Source organism: Parvibaculum sp. (genome assembly GCF_002684405.1).
In the GTDB taxonomy this organism is placed as follows: domain Bacteria; phylum Pseudomonadota; class Alphaproteobacteria; order Parvibaculales; family Parvibaculaceae; genus Parvibaculum.
Map to the genome: position 1 here is coordinate 31,987 of NZ_NYVD01000042.1, position 20,149 is coordinate 52,135.

The window sequence follows — 20,149 nt, forward strand, 5'->3', positions numbered from 1 at the left end:
GGCCCTAATTCTTCACCGTCACGAGAAAGGCGCGCTTCACGCCCGCCTCCCTCAGCCCGGCAAGAAGACGTCCGACGAGACGCGCCTCCACCTTGCCATCGGCGGCAACACGCACTTCTGCAGGCGGCGGCGTGCCCAGCGCGTCGGCAAGCGTCGCCTCCGTCACATTCGCTCCATTAAAAGAGAGAGCGCCATCCGCGCTCACGAAAAGCTCCGCCTCGCGTTTTTCCGAAGCAAGGTCGCTGGAGGATTGCGGCGGCTCCAGCGGAAAGGGCGTGGGCGCGGCAAGTTCGCCCACCACCATGAAAAAGATGAGGAGCAGGAAGACGATATTGATGAGCGGTACGACGGATTCCGTCTCCGCCAGCCGTCTGCGGCGGGTGAGCTTCATCGCTTACCCTCTTCCGCCACCAGCGAAGCGGCGATGCCTGCCCCGCTTGCCATGTCGAGTACGCGAACAGCGCTTTCCAGCGTCACGCCCGCCGCCGGGTCCACGACGAGACGCGCATCCTTCGGCAGCGCCTTCAGGCGGGCGGCCAGCATATCGGCGCTCAACGCGTCCCCGTCCAGCAGCATACCGCCATCGCCAAGCAGGCTCACGCGATGCAGGTCGCCCGTCATCTGCTGCGGGGTGCCGCTATCGCTTGCAATGGAAATATCTATGTCCTGCCAGGCCGACAAGCGCGAGGCCAGCATGAAGAAGATCAGGAGAATGAAGATGACGTCGATCAGCGGCGTCAGGCTGATCCGTGCGTGGCTGGCGTTATTCGGCCGCGCGAGGCGTCGCGAGGCTGCGAGACTCATGCTCGTCTCCTTCCAGCAGATGCATGGCGGACCCGTTGTCGAAGAGACGCGAGAGGACGGTTTCCATATGGAAGGTCATGCGCTCGATGCGGCGGTCGAACCAGTTGACAAAAGCGGTCGCCGGAATGGCGAGCGACAGGCCCGCCGCCGTGGTCAGCAGCGCTTCCCAGATGCCGTTCGAGAGGATGTGCGGGTCGGCGCGGCCTTGTGCGGCGCCCAGCGCCTGGAACGCACCGATCATGCCCAGCACCGTGCCGAGCAGACCGAGCAGCGGGGCCAGCGCCGCAATCACTTCCAGCAGGCGCATATGGGACCGGTAAGGCTCGATCGTCTCTTCCGCCTCGCGCCAGGCGCGTTCCTGAGGGGCGCCGGAAATGGCAAAGGCCGCGACGCGCGCCACCGGATCCTTCAACCGGCCGAGGCGCTTGGCGGCCTCTTCGCGATTGGCGGCATCGCCCAGAATACGCTTGGTCTTGCGGGCGCCGCCCTCGCTCACATGACGGAACTGCCAGAGCTTGGCGAGAATGAACGCCGTCGCGATGACCGACATGACGATGATGATCATCAGCACCGGGCCGCCCGCGCCGACCAAGGCGCTCATTTCGGCGCCCGGGCCTGTTGCCTGTTCGGTCGTGGCGGAAAGCGCCGCCGATGGCATGTCACCCGTGACGGCCGTCCCGGCCTGCGGCGCGGCGCTTCCCGTCGCCGCGGCATCGCTCTGGGGTTCCATCAAGCTTCCTTTCGATCAACTCGGGCACAATATTGCGGGCCGGCCTCGGATCGACCGGCACCGGCCCATGATGCCGCCACAATAGCCATTAATTCAAACAGGCCAATCCGCGCATGCTGCCACACCCGGCCCCGCTCCTATACCGTTATTGATAGTCATTTGCAATATGAGGCCTCCGTATGCCGTGCCGCCCCATTTCATGCCGCGCCCCTGTGGCTTCGCGCGGCGATGGCGTTAGTCTGATATCCGATATGAGCAGCCAATCATCCGCCAAAGAAAACCCGGACGGCCGACGCCGCAGGGCCGACACCTCGCGCCAGCGCATCGTCGACGCGATGATGGAGCTGATGAAAGCCGGTGAAATCGCGCCCAGCGCGGAGACCATCGCGCTGAAGGCCGGCGTGGGGCGGCGCACGGTCTTCCGGCTCTTTTCCGACATGGAAACCGTTTATGCCGAGATCCAGCACGCGATGCTGGCGCGGATCGAGCCGCTTTTCTCTGCGCCGCTGGAGGGGCGCGGATGGCGCGACAGGCTGGATGCGCTGATCGAACGCCGCGCAACGGTGTTCGAGGAGATCCTACCCTTCAAGACCGCCGCCGATGCGCAACGCCACCGCTCACCCTTCCTGCAGAAGGATCATGCGCTGCTTGCCGCCATGACACGGCGAACACTCGCCGAGGTGTTGCCGAAGAAAATGACGCCCGGCACCCGGCCCTTCGAGGCGCTGGATGCCGCACTCAGCATGGAGATGTGGCAAAGGCTGCGTCACGACCAGGCGCTCGCCCCCAAGGCGGCGCTGGCCGTGATGAAACATATGGCCGACGCGATCGCGCCGCGCCATTAGCGCATTCAGCCGAAGGACAGCATGAGACCGCGGTCCGGCGTCGTCTCGCCGCGCACCATCGACAGATAGGCGGCCTTCACCGCTTCCGCGCCCGTGCCGTGCTCGATCTTCAGATGAGCTTCCATCTCCTTGGCCATGCGTGCGCACTCCTCCTGCGCACGGCGCATCGCCGCGCCCGGGCCCCACTCATTGTCGCGCTTCTGGATCTGGGCGGGCGCGAAGAAGAATTCGGGCTTCGCACCGGGCAGGTCGCCTGTATCGCGCGGTGCTTCCCAATGGGTCGCACCGACGCCGCAGCTCGCCTTGATGTTGTCCCCGAAATGGTGATGCAGCTCGGAGAGAACCTTTCCATCACCCGACATGTCCACATAGATGCTCGGCACGGAGGCATCGAGCCCGGCGATGTCGCCGTAGGGGCAGACCTCGTCATAGGTGCCGAGGCTTTCCACGAAGTCCTTGTTGCGCGGCGAGGTGAGGCCGACCACGCGAATGCTGCCTTTCGCATGTGTCGCCAGCATGTTGGCGAGGCCGGCACCCGTCTTCGACGAGGCGGAGCCGATAATGACCTGTTTCGCACCGAACCAGTCATTGTCCATCAGATAGTCGTAGATGAGATAGGAGGTGGTGAAGAGCGGGAAGAACACGCAGCGCGCATCCGCCAGCGCCTTCAGCGCCGCCGGATCGTCATTGGTGATGGTGTAACGGTTGTAGACAAGCGGCATGTCCTTGCGGTGCGGCGCCTCGTCCGAGAAGCCTCCTCTGTCAACCGGCCCCGGACGCATCACCACGCTTGAGGCCATGGGCAGGAAGCCCCAGATCTCCGTCCCCACCGATACATCATCGCAGCGCGAGGCCACAACCTCGCCAAAGCCCCAGACCGGCACGATGCCCCACTCGACCTCGGCGGGGAAAAACTTCCAGTAGCCGATCATGTCGCCAGTGAGCGCGTAGGTGATGTTGTTGGCCGTCAGTGCGAATTTGCGCACGGCCACCTCGACCTCGCCCTCTTCCAGCGCCCGCTCTTCGCGTGCGATCACGCGGCATTCGCCGATGGCGTCGCGCTTCACGTCCAGTTCCACGATCATGGTGTCCTCCCTCTCGCCCAGCTCAGCAAGGTAGAAAGCTGTGCCAGAGCGGCGAATAACGCAAGCCGTATCGACGCCCGGCTCAACGGCAAAAACCCGGACAATCTATTGGCACCTGTAATGCCATTTTTCAAAACCCTGCGCTCCAAATGCTTGACGCTCCGTTACCCATGGTGACACGCTTGGTGCCAGAAAAATGAGCGAGAGCAAGACGTAATGGGGATGGAGACAGAGATGACGGCAACACCCTTGCTGCTGAGCGGCGCGCCCGGCTCGCCCTATACGCGAAAGATGCTGGCAGTGCTGCGCTACCGGCTGATCCCCTACCGCTTCCTGATCGGCGAGACGCCCGCCGCACTCGGCCTGCCGAAGCCGAAAGTTCAGTTGCTGCCGACCTTCTACCTGCCAAACGACACGGGCGAGATGGAAGCGGTGGTCGATTCCACCCCGCTCATCCGCCGCTTTGAGGCGGCGTTTCCCGAACGCAAGATCGTGCCCTCCGATCCGGTGATCGAGTTTCTCGATTATCTGCTGGAAGACTTTGCGGATGAATGGCTCACCAAGGCGATGTTCCATTATCGCTGGTATTACAAGCCGGATATCGACCGCGCGGCGGCGATCCTGCCGCGCTGGAGGAACGTGACGCAACCCGAAGATGAAGCGCTGAAGATGGGCGAGATTTTCGCCGACCGGCAGATCAAGCGGCTTTATGTCGTCGGCTCCAACAACGTGACCGCACCGGTGATCGAAGCAAGCTATCTGCGCCTTCTCGACGCACTGAAAGCGCATCTCGAAACCGCGCCCTACATCATGGGCAAGCGGCCCGGCGCGTCCGATTTCGGCTTTTACGGCCAGTTGACCCAGCTCACCCATTTCGACCCGACGCCGATGGAAGAAACGCTCATCCGCGCGCCGCGCGTTTTCGCCTGGGTCGATATCGTGGAGGACTCATCCGGCGTTGAGCCGACTGAGGAAGACTGGATCTCCCGCGACGCGATCCCGGAGACGCTCAAGGGCCTCCTCAACGAGGTCGGCCGCGTCTATGCGCCCGTCATGCTCGCTAATGCGAAAGCGCTGATGGACGGCGCGGAGGAAGTGCGCACGGAAGTCGACGGCCGCGAATGGGTCCAGCAGCCCTTCCCCTATCAGGGCAAGTGCCTGGCGTGGCTGCGCGAAAAACGCGCCGCGCTGAGCGATACCGACCGCAAGGCTGTGGACGCGATCCTCAAGGACACGGGGTGCGAGACGTTGTTTAGGGAATAAGAGAAAGATGGCATAGCGAACGGTCGCGAACGAAGTCTGCTTCCGCTAAAATTTCCGATTAACAGCCTTTTATCGGCATCTCCAATGCCCGCTTTGCGCCAAAAGCGATCTTTCCCACTTGCCGGTCGAGGTTTAATCTCGTCCCCGGACAAGGATGGAAGCCATGAGCGACACGATCGGACCAAGCGATCTGGTTCTTTGCGTCAATGCCGCCCCGAACCACGTTACAGGCACGCCGGTGCCTCTGCAGGCCGGAGAGACCTATCGTGTTCTCGATGTCATGGAGTTTGCCTGCCCATGCGGGCGTTCAGATGCGCTCCTGGATGTCGGTGTCGGCTTCGCATGGTGCCAAACGCGCTTCCGTCTCCTGCCCAAGCCAAAGATGGAGAGCAAACCGCGGCGCGTTACGGCGCCTAAAGAAAAAGAACGGGTTTGAGGAGGTGCCGGGAAGGCGAGGGAGTGGCGCGCCGGGGAAGATTCGAACTCCCGACCCCCAGATTCGTAGTCTGGTGCTCTATCCAGCTGAGCTACCGGCGCAACCTGACCTGACGGGCGAAAACGGCTGAAAAGCACGGGCACCGTCGGGCGAGGCGCGTACTCATAAAGCGTCATGCGCCCGAACGCAAGTGCCCATCGCCGGGTATGGCCGCGGGGCCCTCCTGCCGTTTACCCGGCCCCGTGGCGGGCGGCCCACGAAGGGATCGACCCCAGCGTTTCCGCCTCGAAAACCCCTCTGGCGATGGCGCGAGCCATGCAATCGGCCGCGATGGCGCCCAGCCGGGTGATGTCGAGCGTCCGCGCCTCAGCCTCCAGCGGTTTCCTGCCCGTCGAGAGCGCGAAAACGGCATCGCCATCCACCGGCGCATGAACCGGGCGAAGCGCGCGGGCGAAGCCGTCATGCGCCATCACGGCGATGCGGTGCATGGCGGTCGCATCGAGCACCGCATCGGTCGCGACGATGCCGATGGTGGTGTTTTCGCGCGGGCCCGCCAGTTTGGTGCCCTCCAGCGGATCGTATGAGGCCGGCGCGCCTTCCCCGTTCCAGCGCCTGCCGCCGAATTCGCCATTGAGCTCAAAGGGCGCCGCCCAGAAGCAGTCGGTACCGGGGATGACGGGCGAGCCTACCGCGTTCACAGCGACAAGCGCGCCGACGGTGATGCCGTCCGGCGTCACGGCGGAGGCCGAGCCGAGCCCGCCCTTGTAGTGCCCGGCCTGCGCGCCGAACCCCGCCCCTGCATTGCCGAGCTCGAAATCCGCACCCGCCGCCTCGCAGGCCTCATAGCCCAACGCACGGTAGGGCGGCTCTTCCGCACCGCCATTTGCCCAGTATTTCTCGCCGCCATTGGCAAGGTCGAAGAGGATCGCGCCGGGCACGATGGGCGCGGTGATGGAAAGCCCCGGAAAGGCAAAGCCGCGCCCCTGCCCGCCCAGCCAGTGCGTCACGCCGGAGGGCGCGTCGAGCCCGTAGACCGACCCGCCGGACAGCACCAGCGCATCGACCCGGCCTTCCAGCAGATGCCTCGGGTCCAGCGCATCGCTTTCGCGCGTGCCGGGCCCGCCGCCGCGCACATCCATGGCGGCGGTGCCGGGTTCGTCCGGCAGCAGCACCGTGACGCCGGTGCGCGCGCGCTCATCTTGCGCATTGCCGATGGAGAGCCCAGCTACATCCGTAATCAGGTTGCGGGGGCCCGGCGTAATCCGCGCTTCGGCCATCTCAAAACTCCTGTTGGCAGACGCCGCGAGCGTGAGCGGCTAAACTGGCGATAACATAGCAATAGACGACACATAGATTCAGGGGGAGGCGCGAGCCCATGCAAAACTCAAGAACGATCCCGGTGATTTTCGCCGCCCTTCTCCTCATTATCGGCGGCACCTCCTGGTGGCTCGGCAGCCAGCGCCCCGAAATCGCCACCGGCCCTTCCTCCGGCCCCTATATGATCGCCGCCGCGAACCCCGATGCGACGGCGGCGGCGCAGGAGATCATCAAAAAGGGCGGCAATGCCATCGACGCGGCCATCGCGGTTCAGGCCGTACTGACGCTGGTGGAGCCGGAAAGCTCCGGCCTCGGCGGCGGCGCCTTCATGGTCTATTTCGACAAGGCGGCGGATGAAGTGCTGGCCTATGACGGGCGGGAGACGGCCCCGGCCGGGGCGACCTCGAAGCTGTTTCTGGATGACGACGGCCAGCCGCTCAATTTCCGCGATGCCGTGGTGAGCGGGCGGTCGGTCGGCGTGCCGGGCGTGGTGAAGATGCTGTGGCTTGCGCATCAACAGCACGGCGCCCTGCCCTGGAGCGATCTTTTCGAGCCCGCCATTCGCCTTGCCGAGAACGGCTTCAAGGTTCAGCCCAAACTTCAGGAATGGCTGGAATGGGATCCGGTGCTGAAGAACATGCCGGTGGCGGGCGACTATTTCTACAAGACCGGTCCGGATGGCGCGAAGGTGCCTTACAAGGCGGGCGAGATCATCAAGAACCCGACTTACGCGCGGACGCTGCGCGAAATCGCGGAGAAGGGACCCGACGGGTTTTATGCGGGCGATGTGGCGCAGGCGATCGTCGATGCCGTGCATAACGCACCGGCGCGGCCCGGTACGCTGTCGCTGGACGACCTTGCCGGTTACCAGGCAAAGGAGCGCGGCGCGCTTTGCCGCCCCTATCGTATCTATCGCATCTGCACCATGCCGCCGCCCACTTCGGGCGGGCTCACCACGCTGCAGACACTCGGCATTCTCGAGAATTTCGACCTTAAGGGCATGGGCGCGATGACCGTGACGTCGATGCATTTCATCGCCGAGGCCGAAGCCCTCGCCTATGCCGACCGCGACCGGTATATCGGCGACCCCGATTTCGTGGATGTGCCGGTGGACGCAATGCTCGATCCGAAATATCTCGCCTCACGCGCAGCGCTTATCGATGCGAGCCTTTCCATGGGCAAAGCCGCGCCGGGCAATCCGGGCGAAGAGCACGCGGATAACCGGGGCTCCAATGCCGATATCTCCCAGCCTTCCACCAGCCATTTCAGCATTATCGACCCGGACGGCAATGTGGTGTCGATGACGACCTCGGTGGAAGGGCCGTTCGGCTCTCACCTGATGGCGGGCGGCATGATCCTCAACAATCAGCTGACGGATTTTTCCTTCCTGCCGGAACGCGACGGCAAGCCGGTGGCAAATGCGGTGGCGCCGGGCAAGCGCCCGCGCTCGTCCATGGACCCGGTGATCGTCTTCAACAAGGATGGCAGCTTCCATGCCGCCATCGGCTCACCCGGCGGCTCCAAGATCATCAATTATGTGAACCAGTCGCTCATCGCCATGCTGGACTGGGACATGGATGTGCCGGCGGCTATCGGTCTGCCGCATTTCATGGACCGGAACGGACCGCTGGAAATCGAGAAGAACACGGTGCTCGAGCAGAAGATCCCCGAATTCGAGCAGCTCGGTCATGAGGTGAAGGTCGAACGAATGATGAGCGGCCTCCATGGCCTTCTGGTGATGCCGGACGGCTCGCTCGACGGCGGGGCCGATCCGCGCCGCGACGGCAATGTGGTGAGCGGTACAAGATAGACTTCCCTACTCGTCCTTGCGAGAAGCGAAGCGACGAAGCAACCCATGCTCCGCCGGATCGCTGCGCCGACACCCGCAATGACGGATGTTCAGCGCGCCACCTCGCGGGCGGCGGCGACGAGGCCAAAAAAGGCAGGTTCCTCCACCAGAATGACGTGAACCGGGAACCCGGCCAGATGCTCCGCGAAACGGCCCTTGGCCTCGAAGCGGCGGCGGAAATGCGCCTCGTCGAACAGCCCGCTGCCCGAACTCACCCAGCCGGGCACGATCCCGCCGCCGATATAGATGCCGCCGCTCGCCCAGAGCGTCAGCGCGAGATTGCCCGCGACCGATCCGAGCCAGCCGCAGAAGAAGGACACCGCCTCGACTGCAATCGGGCACGAGCCGTCGCCGGCATGCGCAGACACCTCCTCCGGTGTCAGCCCGACTTCGACGGGGCGGCGGCGCAATTCGCCCAGCACCTCGTAAAGGGAAACGAGCCCCGGCCCCGACAGGACGCGCTCGACGGAGACGCGGCCGAAGCGGGCCATGAGGCGGCGTAAAATCTCGATCTCGAATTCATCCGTTACCGGAAGATCGACATGACCGCCCTCCCCCGGCACGGGAATGTAGCGGGTACCGTCATGCACCAGCGAGGCGACACCGAGCCCGGTGCCTGCGCCGAGCAGCGCAATCGGCCGCCCGACCTCCGCGGCACCATCACCTACCGCATGCAGCGCTTCCATCGGCAGTTCGGGAATGGCGAGAGCGAGCGCGGTGAAATCGTTCATCAGGCGCGGATGTGCGCAGCCGCTGACCTGTGCAATCGCGCCGCTCGAGATCTCCCAGGGACAATTCGTCATGCGGATACGATCCGTCTCTCCCTCCGACAAGAGAGGCCCCGCCGCGCAAATGGCGGCCGCGTCCAGCGGCGGCTGCCGAACGTCAGACAGGAAGCGCGACAGGGCATCTTCCAGAGAGCGATAGTCGGCGGTGGCGAAACCCGCCTTGTGCAGAATAGAAAGCGACCGATTGTCATCGCTCTCCTCGGCCAGCGCGAAACGGGCATTGGTGCCGCCTATATCTCCCAGGAGATAGCGCTTCATGCGGACCGCTCCGTGTTGCGGTGCATCGGCGCCTCATGCTCCAGCGTGGCGAGAAAGCTGTCGCGCCAATAGGCGACGTCGTCGCGCTTGAGGCCGTCGAACAGGGCCTGGAACCTTTCCTGGCGTTCTTCTAGGCTCATATAGCGCGCATTCTGAATGGCGTCGGCCACTTCCTTGATGTCGTAGGGATTGACGGCAATCGCTTCCGGCATCTGATAGATGGCGCCTGCGAAACGCGACAGGATGAGAACGCCGGGGTCTTCGGGGTTCTGGGCCGCGACGTATTCCTTGGCAACGAGATTCATGCCGTCGCGCAGCGGCGTGATCAGGCCGATCTTGCTGGCCCGGTAAAGGCCCGCCAGCGAGCGGCGCGCAAAAGCGCGATTGATGTAGCGCAGCGGCGTCCAGTCGAATTCACCATACTGCCCGTTGATATGCCCGGAAAGCCCCTCCAGCTCCTGACGCATCTCGCGATAGGCCTGCACGTCGCCGCGCGATGTGGGCGCGATCTGCAGATAGACCAGCTCGCCGCGGGCATCGGGATAATCGTCCAGCAGCCGTTCGAAGGCCTGAAACCGTTCCGGCAACCCTTTCGTGTAGTCGAGGCGGTCCACGCCGATCATCTGGGCGCGGCCGCGCAGGCTCCGCACCGCTTTTTCCTGCTGACGGCGCGCATCCTCCGATTCCGCCGCCATCTTCGCAAAACCCTCCGTGTCGATACCGATGGGAAAGGCGCGCGCAATAATGGTGCGACCGAAGCATGTCACGCGGTCGCCCTCGACATGGCCGCCTGCCTCGCGCACCACGAAGTCGCAGAAGCGCTCAAGGTCGCGCGAGGTCTGGAAGCCCAGCACGTCATAGGCAAAGAGACCGCGCACCAGCGCGTCATGGTTCGGTAGCGTGGCGAGCACTTCGGGCGAAGGGAACGGGATGTGCAGGAAGAAGCCGATGGCCTGTTCGGCGCCCATCTGGCGCAGTTCGTTACCGAAGGCGAGGAAATGGTAGTCGTGCACCCAGATCGTGTCGTCTTCGCGCAGCAGGGGAAAGAGGCCGCTGGCGAATTTCGCGTTCACCCGCCGATAGCCTTCATAATAGCGGCGGTCGAAGGCGGTGAGGTCTATCCGGTAATGGAAGAGCGGCCAGAGACAGCGATTGGCGAACCCGTTGTAGTAGTCGTCATACTCATCTTCGGTGAGGTCGGCGGTGGCGAGCTGCAAGGGGCCGGCCTGTTCGACCTTGACCCCGGCGCTCTGGTTATTGGTGTCGCCGCTCCATCCATACCAGAGGCCGCCACGGGCACGCAGCGCGTCCACCAGCGCGACGGCGAGACCGCCCGCCCGCGCCGCATCGCGCACCGGCCCGACGCGATTGGAGACGATGACAAGCCGGCTCATACCTCTTCCTCCCATTTCCGGCTCAGCCGCATCGCGGCATTGATGATGCCGACCAGCGAATAGGTCTGGGGATAGTTGCCCCAGAGTTCGCCGGTTGCCGGATCGGTATCTTCCGACAGCAGACCCAGCGAATTGCGGCAGGACAAAATGCTTTCGAAAATTTCGCGGGCCTCGTCCGTCCGGCCCACACGGGCCAGCGCATCGATGTACCAGAAGGTGCAGATGTTGAAGGCGTTCTGCGGCATGCCGAAATCGTCCGCGCTGGCATAGCGGAACATATGATTGCCGCGTCGGAGCGACTTCTCGATGGCTTCCAGCGTACCGACAAAGCGTTTGTCGTCGGGGCTGATGAAATTCACCTCGGCCATCAGCAGGAGACCGGCATCGAGCGCCTCGCCCTCGAAGCTTTCCACGAAGGCGCCTTTTTCCTCGCTCCAGGCGCGGGTGCAGATCGTCTGATGGATTTCATCGGCAAGGCCGCGCCAATGGGTTTCCCGGTCTTCGAGCCCCATATGCCCGGCGATCCGCGCGAGCCGGTCGCAGGCCGCCCAGCACATCAGGCTCGACGAGGTATGGGTGCGCGCCCGCGTGCGCAGCTCCCACATGCCCGCATCGGGCACATTGTGCATCGCATAGGCCCGCTCGCCGACTTTCTCATAGGCCTCGAACTCTTCGAGGTTGCCCGGTCGCAGCAGGCGGTCGTCGAAAAAGCTCTGCGCTGCGGCCAGCACGACATTGCCGTAAACGTCGTGCTGGAGATGCTCATAGGCCTGATTGCCACGGCGCACCGGCCCCATGCCGCGATAGCCGGGCAGCGTATCCACGATATGTTCGGTCAGGTCGGTTTCGAGACCGATCCCGAAGACGGGCTGCAAATGGCCGTCCTGCGCGCCGCCGACCACATTGCCGAGATAACGGAGATAGTTTTCCATCGTCTCGACTTCGGCGAGAGAGTTCAGCGCGCGAATGACGAAGAAGGCGTCGCGCAGCCAGCAGAACCGGTAATCCCAGTTGCGTCCGCTCTCCGCAGCCTCGGGAATGCTCGTCGTCATGGCCGCGACGATGGCGCCGGTTTCTTCGTAACAGCAAAGCTTCAGCGTGATCGCAGCCCGGATGACGGCCTGCTGCCACTCCAGCGGCAGGGCCAGACGGCGCACCCATTGTCGCCAGTAGAATTCCGTATCCTCTTCGAATTTTCGCGCGGTTTCCTCGATGCCGTCGGAAAGCGTCTCATCCGGCCCGAGAATGAAACTCACCGGCGTCTTGAGCTGGAAGGAGGTTTCGTCCAGCACATAGGTAATCGGCGCGTTGGTGGTGAGGCGCAGAACGAGACCGGAATGCATGAAGCGCGCATGGTTGGAGCCCCGCGTCACCGTGGGCGCGATCTTGCCGTAGTTGAAGCCGGGACGCAGCCGCACCTTGACACGCGGCGTACCGCTGACGGGCCGCACGCGCCGGACCAGCGACATGGGCTGGAACATGCGCCCGCGCGTGGCAAAACGCGGTGCGAAATCGGTAATCTCAATCGCATTGCCATTATCGTCGGAGATGGTGGTGACGAGGATCGCGGTGTTGGTGCGGTATTCCCGGGTGACGTGTTTCTGGCCGACCAGAGAGATTTCCCAAAAGCCACGGTCCCGCTCGCCGTCGCCCTCCCGCTTGCCGTTCAGGAGGTCGTGAAAAACGGGATCGCCGTCGAAGCGGGGCAGACAGCACCAGACGATCCGGCCCTCCTCGTCGATCAATGCACCAAAGCTGCCATTTCCGATGACACCGAGATCGAGCGACGACAAGAGACCCTCCTGGAAACACAAATACAGAGTAACGCCCTAGGGCGACAATACCGATGCTACATGCTTCAACCAGTTAATGAAGCCCTGGACATCATCCATCCTGTAGCGGGCGAGCGTATCGCCATCGGCGATCTTGATCGATATACCGCCCAGCGCGTTGACGATACGGAATCCGTCCTCATCCGTCGTGTCGTCACCTGCGAAAACGGGTATGCGGCCAATAAAGGGGGGCTCCTTCATCATGGCTTCTATCGCATACCCCTTGTTCACACGCGCAGGCTTGGCCTCCAGCACCATTTTGCCCTTCAGCACATGGATACCATCGAGGTCGGCCGTCGCCTCCTCCATCAGGCGTGCGCATTCGGCGGCCTTGTCGGGCGCCTGGCGGAAATGCAGCGCCAGCGCGCCCGGCTTTTCCTCCAGCAGAAGACGGTTATCGGCGGCGACAAAACCGGTCAGACGCGCCTTGAGCCGTGCAATGAGAAGCGCTTCGGCGGGCGGATGAATAGTGGCGCCGGGCCGTTCGCGCAGTTCCAGCCCGTGGACCCCGGCGGCGGGCAAGCGGACCCGCAGATGACGATCCAGCTCTGAAAGCCTGCGGCCGGAGACGACAGCAAGCGCCCCGTCCAGTTCGGAGAAGATCGTCTCAAGAAGCCCCGGCAGGGCGGGGTCGATACGCACGGCATCGGGATGCGGCGCAAGTTCGGCCAGCGTTCCGTCGAAATCGAGGAAGAGCGCCCAGTTGCGGCGCGGTTCGGGAAGAGTGAATTCGCTCACTTGTGCACCGTCCCGCCCGCCGTATGGCCGCATATATCTTCCGCCTCATCGCAGTCCACGTCCGAACCGCCGCCATCGGGAATGCAGATGCGGAACACGGTGCCGGAGGCGTCCGATTTCAACAAGCCGATATGGCCGCCATGTGCGCGCACGAGTTCGTCGGCAATGGCAAGACCCAGACCGCTGCCGCCCGCCCGCGCACTGCCCGAAAAGGGTTCGAAAAGATGCGCCTTCGCCTTTTCCGGCAGGCCGGGACCGTTATCCGACAGATATATATGGACATGGTCTTGGCAACGCTGGGCGGTGAGACGAATTTCTCCGCCGACGCGCCCTCGCTCACCTAGTGCTTGCGTCGCATTGCGCACGAGGTTCAGCAGCACCCGGAAAAGCTGGTCGGGATCGGCGTCGATCTCCAGATCGTCGGGGACATGATCGATCCAGCCGATACCGAGTTTTTCGGGGATCGAAGCCTCGGCGATCTCGTTTGCGAAAGAAGCGAGACGGAAACGCCGCCGCTGCGGCAGCTCCTCCTTGGCGCGGCCGAATTTGAGCGTATCGGTGCAGAGCTGGATCGCACGGTCGATGGAAGAAAAAAGACGCGGCGCGAGTTTCTGCACCGTCGGATCGTCGACCGCGCCGAGACGGTCGGAGATGAGCTGAACGCTCGCCAGAATATTGCGCAAATCGTGATTGATCTTGCTCACCGCGCCGCCCAGCGCGGCCAGTCGCGCCTTCTGGTTGAGGGTCGCGCGAATCTCCGACTGCATGGCGGCGAGTTCGCGCTCGGCGACACCGATTTCGTCCAGACGGCCGGACGGCAGGATGACACGGCGTGCATCCTCCGGGTTTTGACGAAACGAAACCATATGATGGGTGATCCGGCGCATGGGACGGACCATTAGAACATGCAGCGCAAGATAGACAAGTCCGGCGGTGATGACGGAAATCACGAGAGACAGCCAGAAGATGTTCGCACCGTAGTGAAGCATGGCGCTGCGCAGCGGCGTCTCGTCCAGAACGATTTCTATCGACTCGCCTGCCGAATGGTTGGGCTTGCTCATCACGCGAATGGTGCGCCCGTCCTTCGCCAGCAGCGTTTCAAAGGCATCCACCACCAGCGAAAAGGCCGTTGCCTTTTGCAGGTCGTAATAGGTATCGACCTTGGGGGGCATACTCTCGCTCAGCAGCAGCTTGCGCGTATCCGTCCGGTGCAGCACCACAAGGAATATCTGGGCATTGCGCAGAAGTTCCTCGCGCAGTTCCGGCGACACCATGTTGTCGGGGGTCGCTTCCAGCGATAGCGAGGCGATCTGCGCGGCGGCGGCGCGCTGGTCGAGCCATGTCTTGCGGAAATTGGCGATGGACGGCACGAAGATCATCACTTCGGCCAGCATGACGAAAAGCACCGTCATCACCAGAAGCCGGAAAGAGAGGCTGGCTTGCAGGGGGCGCAGCACCGGCCCGGCGACATGCCGCAGGGTGCCGGGCTTGCCGCCTTCGTCCTTTTCAGCCCCCGCCTTCATGCCGTCCCCTCGATCGTGATCCGCGCCGTACCGCGCGCGCTGCCATCGTATACGCAAACGGCGCCCGGGCGGAATCAGCCGAACCAGGACAGGAAGCGGACCAGCGCCTTCGTTCTGGGCCCGAACAAGGTGGAGGTGTAGTAGGAGCCGGCCACGCGCTTGGTGACTTCCGAATAGGTCGGATAGGGAACCACATAGCCCGCCATCGCAGAGAGCTTCAGCCCCTGCTGCATGGCCATCACCCAGGGCAGGATGAGCTCTCCCGCATGCGGCCCCACAATGGTCGCCCCCAGGACGCGGGCATGGCCGTCGATGACGATCTTGATCGCCCCCTCGGTCTGCCGGTCGGCCTGGGCGCGGTCGTTCTCCGCCATATGCCAGCGAAGCGCACTGATCTTCGAATGGCGCTCGCGCGCCTCCGCCTCGGTCTCGCCGACATGGGCGAGTTCGGGATCGGTATAGGTGACATGGGGGATCGCCGAATGATCGACCCGGGCGGGCACGCGAAAGAGCGCGTTCCGAATGACGAGCCCGGCATGATAGCCCGCCACATGGGTGAATTGCGGTCCGCCGGCCACGTCGCCGATGGCAAAAATCTTCTTGTTGGTGGTTCTCAGCCTGTCGTCGACGGTGATGCCGCGCGGGGTGTAGTCCACACCCGCTTCCTCAAGGCCCATATCCTCCACATTCGGTGTACGGCCGGTCGCGACCAATAGATGCGAGCCGGAGACGGAGGCCTCCTTGCCGTCGCAGGAATAGGTGACGTTGACCGCGCCCGTGTCGCCGGAAATGTTCGACACCCTGGCCTCTTCGACCAGTGTCACGCCCTCGCGGCGCAGATTGTCGGCGACGATCGCGGCAAGTTCCGGGTCTTCGCGGCCCAGCACGCGCGCGCCTTCGATCACCGTCACCTCGGCGCCCAGCCGGCGATGCGCCTGCGCCATCTCCATGCCGATGGGACCGCCGCCGATGACGATGAGATGTTTCGGACATTCGGTCAGGTCGAAAATGGTTTCGTTGGTATAGGCGGGCGTGTCCGCCAGGCCCGGAATGGGCGGCATGGCGGCGCGCGAGCCCGTGGCGATCACGAAACGGCGGGCCTGTATTTCCTTATCCCCTGCCACGAGCAGCCGTTCGCCGGTGAAACGGGCATGGTCCTGAATGACGGTGACACCGAGCCCCTCGAAACGCGCGACGGAATCCATCGGCGCGATGGAGGCGATCACGCCATGCACATGGTCGTGGACGCGCGAAAAGTCGATGTCGGGCTGCGTCGCGGCAACGCCGAACGCCGCGCCCGAGCGCATCGCCTGGGCGTGACCGGCGGCGGCCAGCAACGCCTTGGACGGCACACAGCCCGTGTGAAGGCAATCGCCGCCCATGGCGCCGTTCCTCACCGCCTTTTCCACCAGCACGGTGCGCGCGCCCATCTGGGCGGCACCGGCGGCGACGGAAAGCCCGGCGGAGCCTGCGCCAATGACGCAAATATCGGCTTTTATTCTTTCCATTCCGGTTCCTACTCCGAGACGCCGCGGTTCCGCCAGCGGCGGAGAAGCGGCGGGATCAGCGCCACGACGCCCAGCGCGACGAAGGCGATGATGATTTCCCTGGTCAGCAAGGCCCCGGGATCGAGTTCGAAGCGGCATGCCGCCCCCGCCCCTTGCGTGGCGACGCATTGCCGATAGGCCTCCTGCTGGACCTTGATGATGGAATCGAGCCCCGCCCCCACCCAGGCAAAGGCGAAGGTGCCGGGGATTATGCCGAAAAACGTGGCGATCACGTAAGTGCGCAGCGGAACCCCCAGGACGGCGGGCACCAGATTGACCACGGCAAAGGGAAAGGCGGGCACCAGCCGCAGGAAGAGCAGATAGGACATGGCATCGTCCTGAAAGCCCTTTCGGAGCTTCGCAAGCCATGGCCCCGCCCGGGCCGCGAGCGGCTCGCCCAGAGAGCTTCTGGCGATCAGATAGATGATGGTGGCCCCGATCGTCGCCCCCACGACGGTGGCTGTTCCGCCCATAACGGGGCCGAACAGAAAGCCGCCCGTAATGGTGAGGAGCGCGCCCGTGGGCAGCGACAGCGCCGTCACGACAATATAGATGGCGGTGTAGGCCATGACCGCGAGCAGGAAATTGTCGCGCACGAAGCCTGTCAGGGCGGCCCGGTTCTCCGCCACCCGCCGCAGCGAGAAATAATCGTCGAGGCCCGACCAGAAGGCGAGCGCAACAAGCACGGCCAGAATGGCCAGCGGGAGAAGCCGCCGCCAGAGCGCACGGGCCTTTGCAGGCTCTGGCGTTGCCGGCTCTGAGGGGACCGGATCGGCTGGAGATATCATGGACGTCTCGCTTCTGAAGGCCTCGGAACGGAATGTGAGGGCCGGACGGCACAAAAGAACATTTAGAGAACACGAAGGGCTTGGGCCGGTCCCCGCGCGTCCGGAGCCTGAAGGTAACGGGAAATGGCCGGTTGCGAAGACCTCTTCACCCGAATGTGAGAGGAGTTCATAGTGCTTGAACGCGGGCGGCGGACTGCTCCGGCGTTGACTTCCGCCCCCTCTTTCGCTTATACACCGCGCCAACCAGCCGTTTGGCGGCAACGCCTGCGGCTCTTGTTGTTCATGGCCCATCTCAAGACCCGATGACGGCCCTACCGTCTGACGGGGGCGACAGCGCCGGCCCCGGTTTCGGGACTGGCCGCGGCGGCCCCGGGGAGCCCCTTTTCGGGGGATTTCCATCAGATATGCCGGAGAAGAAACGTGAAACGCACTTATCAACCGAGCAAGCTCGTCCGCAAGCGCCGTCACGGTTTCCGTGCGCGCAAGGCCACGATCGGCGGCCGCAAGGTGCTGGCCGCCCGTCGCGCAAAGGGACGCAAGCGGCTTTCCGCTTGAACCGACAGCGGTGACGAGCGTCGTTGCGCCATTTCAGGGGATTTCGTCTCCGAAGGCGCCTATGGACGCCAAGATGGACCGTCTCAGACGCCGCCGCGAGTTTCTGACTGCCGCGAGAGGCCGTAAATGGGCCGCGCCGGGCCTTGTCCTGCAGGCGCATAAGCGCGGCGATACCGACCCGCTTCGGGTCGGCTACACAGTGACCAAGAAGGTGGGCACAGCCGTGACGCGCAACCGGGCAAAGCGACGATTGCGCGCGGCAGCTGCCGAAATCCTTCCTTCCCTTGGAAAACCCGGTTACGACTACGTCCTGATCGGCCGGACGGGAACGCTGACGCGCGCCTGGCCCGACCTTCTGGAGGATTTGCGCGCGGCACTTGCCCGCGTCCATTCGGCGCGCCGCTCCGTATCGCCGCAAGGCGGCAAGGCGGACAAGCAGCGCCCAGCCAAAAACGTGGAAAAGTAGGAAGCCTGCCGTATGGGTGACAACCGCAATTTCATCATCGCGATCGCGCTTTCTGTGCTCGTTTTCGTCGGATGGCAGTACTTCTTCATCAATCCGAAGATGGAAGCCGAGAAGGCCCAGAAGGCCGCCCAACAGGCTGCGCAGACCCAGCAGACCGATGCCGCCGCGCAAAGCGATGGACATGCCCGCCCGCCCGCAATCGACGGTGCCGCGCCCCGCACACCGGCCACCTCCGCTCTCAGCGCGGAAACGGCTGCCACGCAGGGGCCGCGCATCAAGGTCAGCTCCGACAAGCTCGACGGCTCGATTTCGCTGAGCGGCGTGCGCTTCGACGATCTGAAACTGCGCAACTATCACACCGGCATCAAAGACGACACGCCCGAAGTCCGGCTGTTCTCGCCGGTGGGAACCCAGCATCCCTATTTCTCCGAATTCGGCTGGATCGCGCCGCCCAATTCCGGCATCGCCACACCCAATGCCAAAACGGTCTGGACCGTGGAAGGCAACAACACGCTGACGCCCACCACGCCGGTCAATCTCGTCTGGAACAATGGCAAGGGCCTCGTCTTCCATCGCAAGATTTCGCTCGACGACGAATATCTCTTCACGATCAAAGACAGCGTGGAAAACAAGACCGGGTCGTCGGTCACGCTCTACCCCTACGGCCTCATCTCTCGCAACGGAGAGCCCGCCGGTCGCAAGATATATCTCCTTCATGAAGGCCTGATCGGCGCCCTCGACAGCGAAGGCCTTCTGGAAATCAACTATGACGACGTGAAGGACGAACCAGCCCAGACCTACAAGGCGACTGACGGCTGGCTCGGCATTACCGACAAATACTGGGCCGCGGCGCTGATCCCCCAGAAGGACCGCAGCTTCGATGCGCGTTTCAGCGAGGCGCCGGGCAAGGCCAAGGAAATCTATCAGGCCGATTTCCGCTATGACGCCGTCACCGTCCCGGCCTCGGCCACGCAGACCATCACCAACAAGCTCTTTGCGGGCGCCAAGGTGGTGAATGTTGTCGACGGCTATCGCGACCAGGGCGTCTACAAGTTCGACCTGATGATCGACTGGGGCTGGTTCTGGTTCCTGACCAAGCCGATGTTCCAGGCGCTGCACTTCTTTGCCAACATCGTGGGCAATTTCGGCGTTGCGATCCTGATCGTGACCGTGCTCGTGAAACTCGCCTTCTTCCCGCTCGCCAACCGCTCCTATGTGGTGATGAGCAAGATGAAGATGCTGCAGCCCAAGATGAAGGAGCTGCAGGAGCGCTACGCCGACGATAAGATGAAGCAGCAGCAGGAGATCATGGAGCTCTACAAGAAGGAGCAGGTGAACCCGCTGGCCGGCTGCCTGCCCATTCTGATCCAGATCCCCGTCTTCTTCTCGCTCTACAAGGTGCTCTACGTCACCATCGAAATGCGGCATGCGCCGTTCTTCGGCTGGATCCATGACCTGTCGGTACCCGACCCGACGACGGTCTTCAATCTGTTCGGCCTGATCCCCTGGACGCCGCCCTCCATGCTGATGATCGGCGCCTGGCCGCTGATCATGGGCGTGACCATGTTCATGCAGCAGCGCATGAACCCGGCGCCCGCCGACCCGATCCAGCAGCAGATCTTCACCTGGATGCCCGTCATCTTCACCGTGATGCTGGCGGGCTTCCCGGCCGGTCTCGTCATCTACTGGGCATGGAACAACTCCCTGTCCGTGCTGCAGCAGGGCGTCATCATGAAGCGGCAGGGCGTGAAGATCGAAATCTTCAGCAATCTCGGCTTCGACCGCCTGTTCGGCGGCTCCGGCAAGAGCTGATCTCATGACAGCTGAAGGCGGCGAGACGGAGGACGGAACGGGCGCCGATGCGCTCGAGGCCGGACGCTGGCTCTTCGCCCAGCCTTGCGAGTTCATGCTCGGCGTCACGACGCTGCGCG

General features: G+C 63.6%; 19 protein-coding genes and 1 tRNA gene. 7 read left to right on the forward strand and 13 right to left on the reverse strand.

Features of this window, described 5'->3' with window-relative positions; genetic code table 11:
• Positions 1-4 precede the first annotated feature (4 nt).
• Genes CMI59_RS03690 through CMI59_RS03700 form a run of 3 tightly spaced genes read right to left on the reverse strand, consistent with a single transcriptional unit; the run spans position 5 to position 1,534 of the window.
• Positions 5-391, reverse strand: coding sequence for a biopolymer transporter ExbD (locus CMI59_RS03690; protein ID WP_293324914.1), 387 nt, complete (start codon positions 389-391; stop codon positions 5-7).
• Positions 388-804: a biopolymer transporter ExbD gene (locus CMI59_RS03695; protein ID WP_293324917.1), complete on the reverse strand. Its 417-nt coding sequence runs from the start codon at positions 802-804 to the stop codon at positions 388-390. The genes CMI59_RS03690 and CMI59_RS03695 overlap by 4 nt, the downstream gene beginning before the upstream one ends.
• Complete coding sequence (locus tag CMI59_RS03700; RefSeq protein ID WP_293324920.1) at positions 764-1,534, reverse strand: MotA/TolQ/ExbB proton channel family protein; 771 nt, start codon at positions 1,532-1,534, stop codon at positions 764-766. The genes CMI59_RS03695 and CMI59_RS03700 overlap by 41 nt, the downstream gene beginning before the upstream one ends.
• Positions 1,535-1,785: 251 nt before the next feature.
• On the opposite strand from CMI59_RS03700, the gene CMI59_RS03705 reads away from it, so the two are divergent.
• Positions 1,786-2,379 (forward strand): TetR/AcrR family transcriptional regulator, encoded by a 594-nt coding sequence (locus CMI59_RS03705; protein ID WP_293324923.1) that lies wholly within the window; start codon positions 1,786-1,788, stop codon positions 2,377-2,379.
• A gap of 5 nt (positions 2,380-2,384) precedes the next feature.
• Here the strand turns inward: CMI59_RS03705 and CMI59_RS03710 are convergent, their stop codons facing one another.
• Entirely contained in the window at positions 2,385-3,464 is a 1,080-nt protein-coding gene (locus tag CMI59_RS03710) for a DUF2855 family protein (protein WP_293324926.1), read from the reverse strand.
• Positions 3,465-3,698: 234 nt separating this feature from the next.
• On the opposite strand from CMI59_RS03710, the gene CMI59_RS03715 reads away from it, so the two are divergent.
• Together CMI59_RS03715 and CMI59_RS03720 are read left to right on the forward strand one after the other, a co-directional pair.
• Positions 3,699-4,727 carry a glutathione S-transferase N-terminal domain-containing protein gene (locus CMI59_RS03715; RefSeq protein WP_293324929.1) on the forward strand — a complete coding sequence of 343 codons (1,029 nt, stop codon included), beginning with the start codon at positions 3,699-3,701 and terminating at the stop codon, positions 4,725-4,727.
• Positions 4,728-4,890: 163 nt separating this feature from the next.
• The gene (locus tag CMI59_RS03720) at positions 4,891-5,163 is read left to right on the forward strand and encodes a hypothetical protein (protein ID WP_293324931.1); all 273 of its coding nucleotides are present in this window, start codon (positions 4,891-4,893) and stop codon (positions 5,161-5,163) included.
• A 24-nt stretch (positions 5,164-5,187) separates the two neighbouring features.
• Here the strand turns inward: CMI59_RS03720 and CMI59_RS03725 are convergent.
• Positions 5,188-5,264, reverse strand: a tRNA-Arg gene (locus CMI59_RS03725).
• A gap of 129 nt (positions 5,265-5,393) precedes the next feature.
• Entirely contained in the window at positions 5,394-6,440 is a 1,047-nt protein-coding gene (locus tag CMI59_RS03730) for a P1 family peptidase (RefSeq protein WP_293324933.1), read from the reverse strand.
• A 98-nt stretch (positions 6,441-6,538) separates the two neighbouring features.
• On the opposite strand from CMI59_RS03730, the gene ggt reads away from it, so the two are divergent.
• Entirely contained in the window at positions 6,539-8,290 is a 1,752-nt protein-coding gene (gene ggt / locus CMI59_RS03735; protein ID WP_293324936.1) for a gamma-glutamyltransferase, read from the forward strand.
• A gap of 89 nt (positions 8,291-8,379) precedes the next feature.
• Here ggt and glk read toward each other — a convergent pair whose 3' ends face one another.
• The 7 genes from glk to CMI59_RS03770 form a co-directional block, all read right to left on the reverse strand.
• The gene (gene glk, locus CMI59_RS03740) at positions 8,380-9,375 is read right to left on the reverse strand and encodes a glucokinase (RefSeq protein WP_293324939.1); all 996 of its coding nucleotides are present in this window, start codon (positions 9,373-9,375) and stop codon (positions 8,380-8,382) included.
• Entirely contained in the window at positions 9,372-10,769 is a 1,398-nt protein-coding gene (otsA, locus tag CMI59_RS03745) for an alpha,alpha-trehalose-phosphate synthase (UDP-forming) (RefSeq protein WP_293324942.1), read from the reverse strand. The genes glk and otsA overlap by 4 nt, the downstream gene beginning before the upstream one ends.
• On the reverse strand, positions 10,766-12,562 hold the full coding sequence (locus tag CMI59_RS03750; protein ID WP_293324945.1) for a glycoside hydrolase family 15 protein: 1,797 nt from the start codon (positions 12,560-12,562) through the stop codon (positions 10,766-10,768). Before CMI59_RS03750 ends, otsA begins: the two co-directional genes overlap by 4 nt.
• 36 nt (positions 12,563-12,598) lie before the next feature.
• Positions 12,599-13,339, reverse strand: coding sequence for a trehalose-phosphatase (otsB, locus tag CMI59_RS03755; RefSeq protein WP_293324948.1), 741 nt, complete (start codon positions 13,337-13,339; stop codon positions 12,599-12,601).
• Positions 13,336-14,862 (reverse strand): HAMP domain-containing sensor histidine kinase, encoded by a 1,527-nt coding sequence (locus tag CMI59_RS03760; protein WP_293324950.1) that lies wholly within the window; start codon positions 14,860-14,862, stop codon positions 13,336-13,338. The genes otsB and CMI59_RS03760 overlap by 4 nt, the downstream gene beginning before the upstream one ends.
• 74 nt (positions 14,863-14,936) lie before the next feature.
• Positions 14,937-16,370 (reverse strand): mercuric reductase, encoded by a 1,434-nt coding sequence (locus CMI59_RS03765; RefSeq protein ID WP_293324953.1) that lies wholly within the window; start codon positions 16,368-16,370, stop codon positions 14,937-14,939.
• 8 nt (positions 16,371-16,378) lie between these two features.
• Entirely contained in the window at positions 16,379-17,197 is an 819-nt protein-coding gene (locus CMI59_RS03770) for a TVP38/TMEM64 family protein (RefSeq protein WP_293324956.1), read from the reverse strand.
• Between the two features lie 420 nt (positions 17,198-17,617).
• Here CMI59_RS03770 and rpmH point away from each other — a divergent pair, with 420 nt between their 5' ends.
• From rpmH to yidC, 3 genes are all read left to right on the forward strand, one after another.
• The gene (gene rpmH / locus CMI59_RS03775; RefSeq protein WP_167091446.1) at positions 17,618-17,752 is read left to right on the forward strand and encodes a 50S ribosomal protein L34; all 135 of its coding nucleotides are present in this window, start codon (positions 17,618-17,620) and stop codon (positions 17,750-17,752) included.
• Positions 17,753-17,813: 61 nt separating this feature from the next.
• Positions 17,814-18,218, forward strand: a complete 405-nt coding sequence (gene rnpA, locus CMI59_RS03780; RefSeq protein WP_293324961.1) for a ribonuclease P protein component — start codon at positions 17,814-17,816, stop codon at positions 18,216-18,218.
• 12 nt (positions 18,219-18,230) lie between these two features.
• Positions 18,231-20,030: a membrane protein insertase YidC gene (gene yidC, locus CMI59_RS03785; RefSeq protein ID WP_293324964.1), complete on the forward strand. Its 1,800-nt coding sequence runs from the start codon at positions 18,231-18,233 to the stop codon at positions 20,028-20,030.
• Positions 20,031-20,149: the final 119 nt, after the last annotated feature.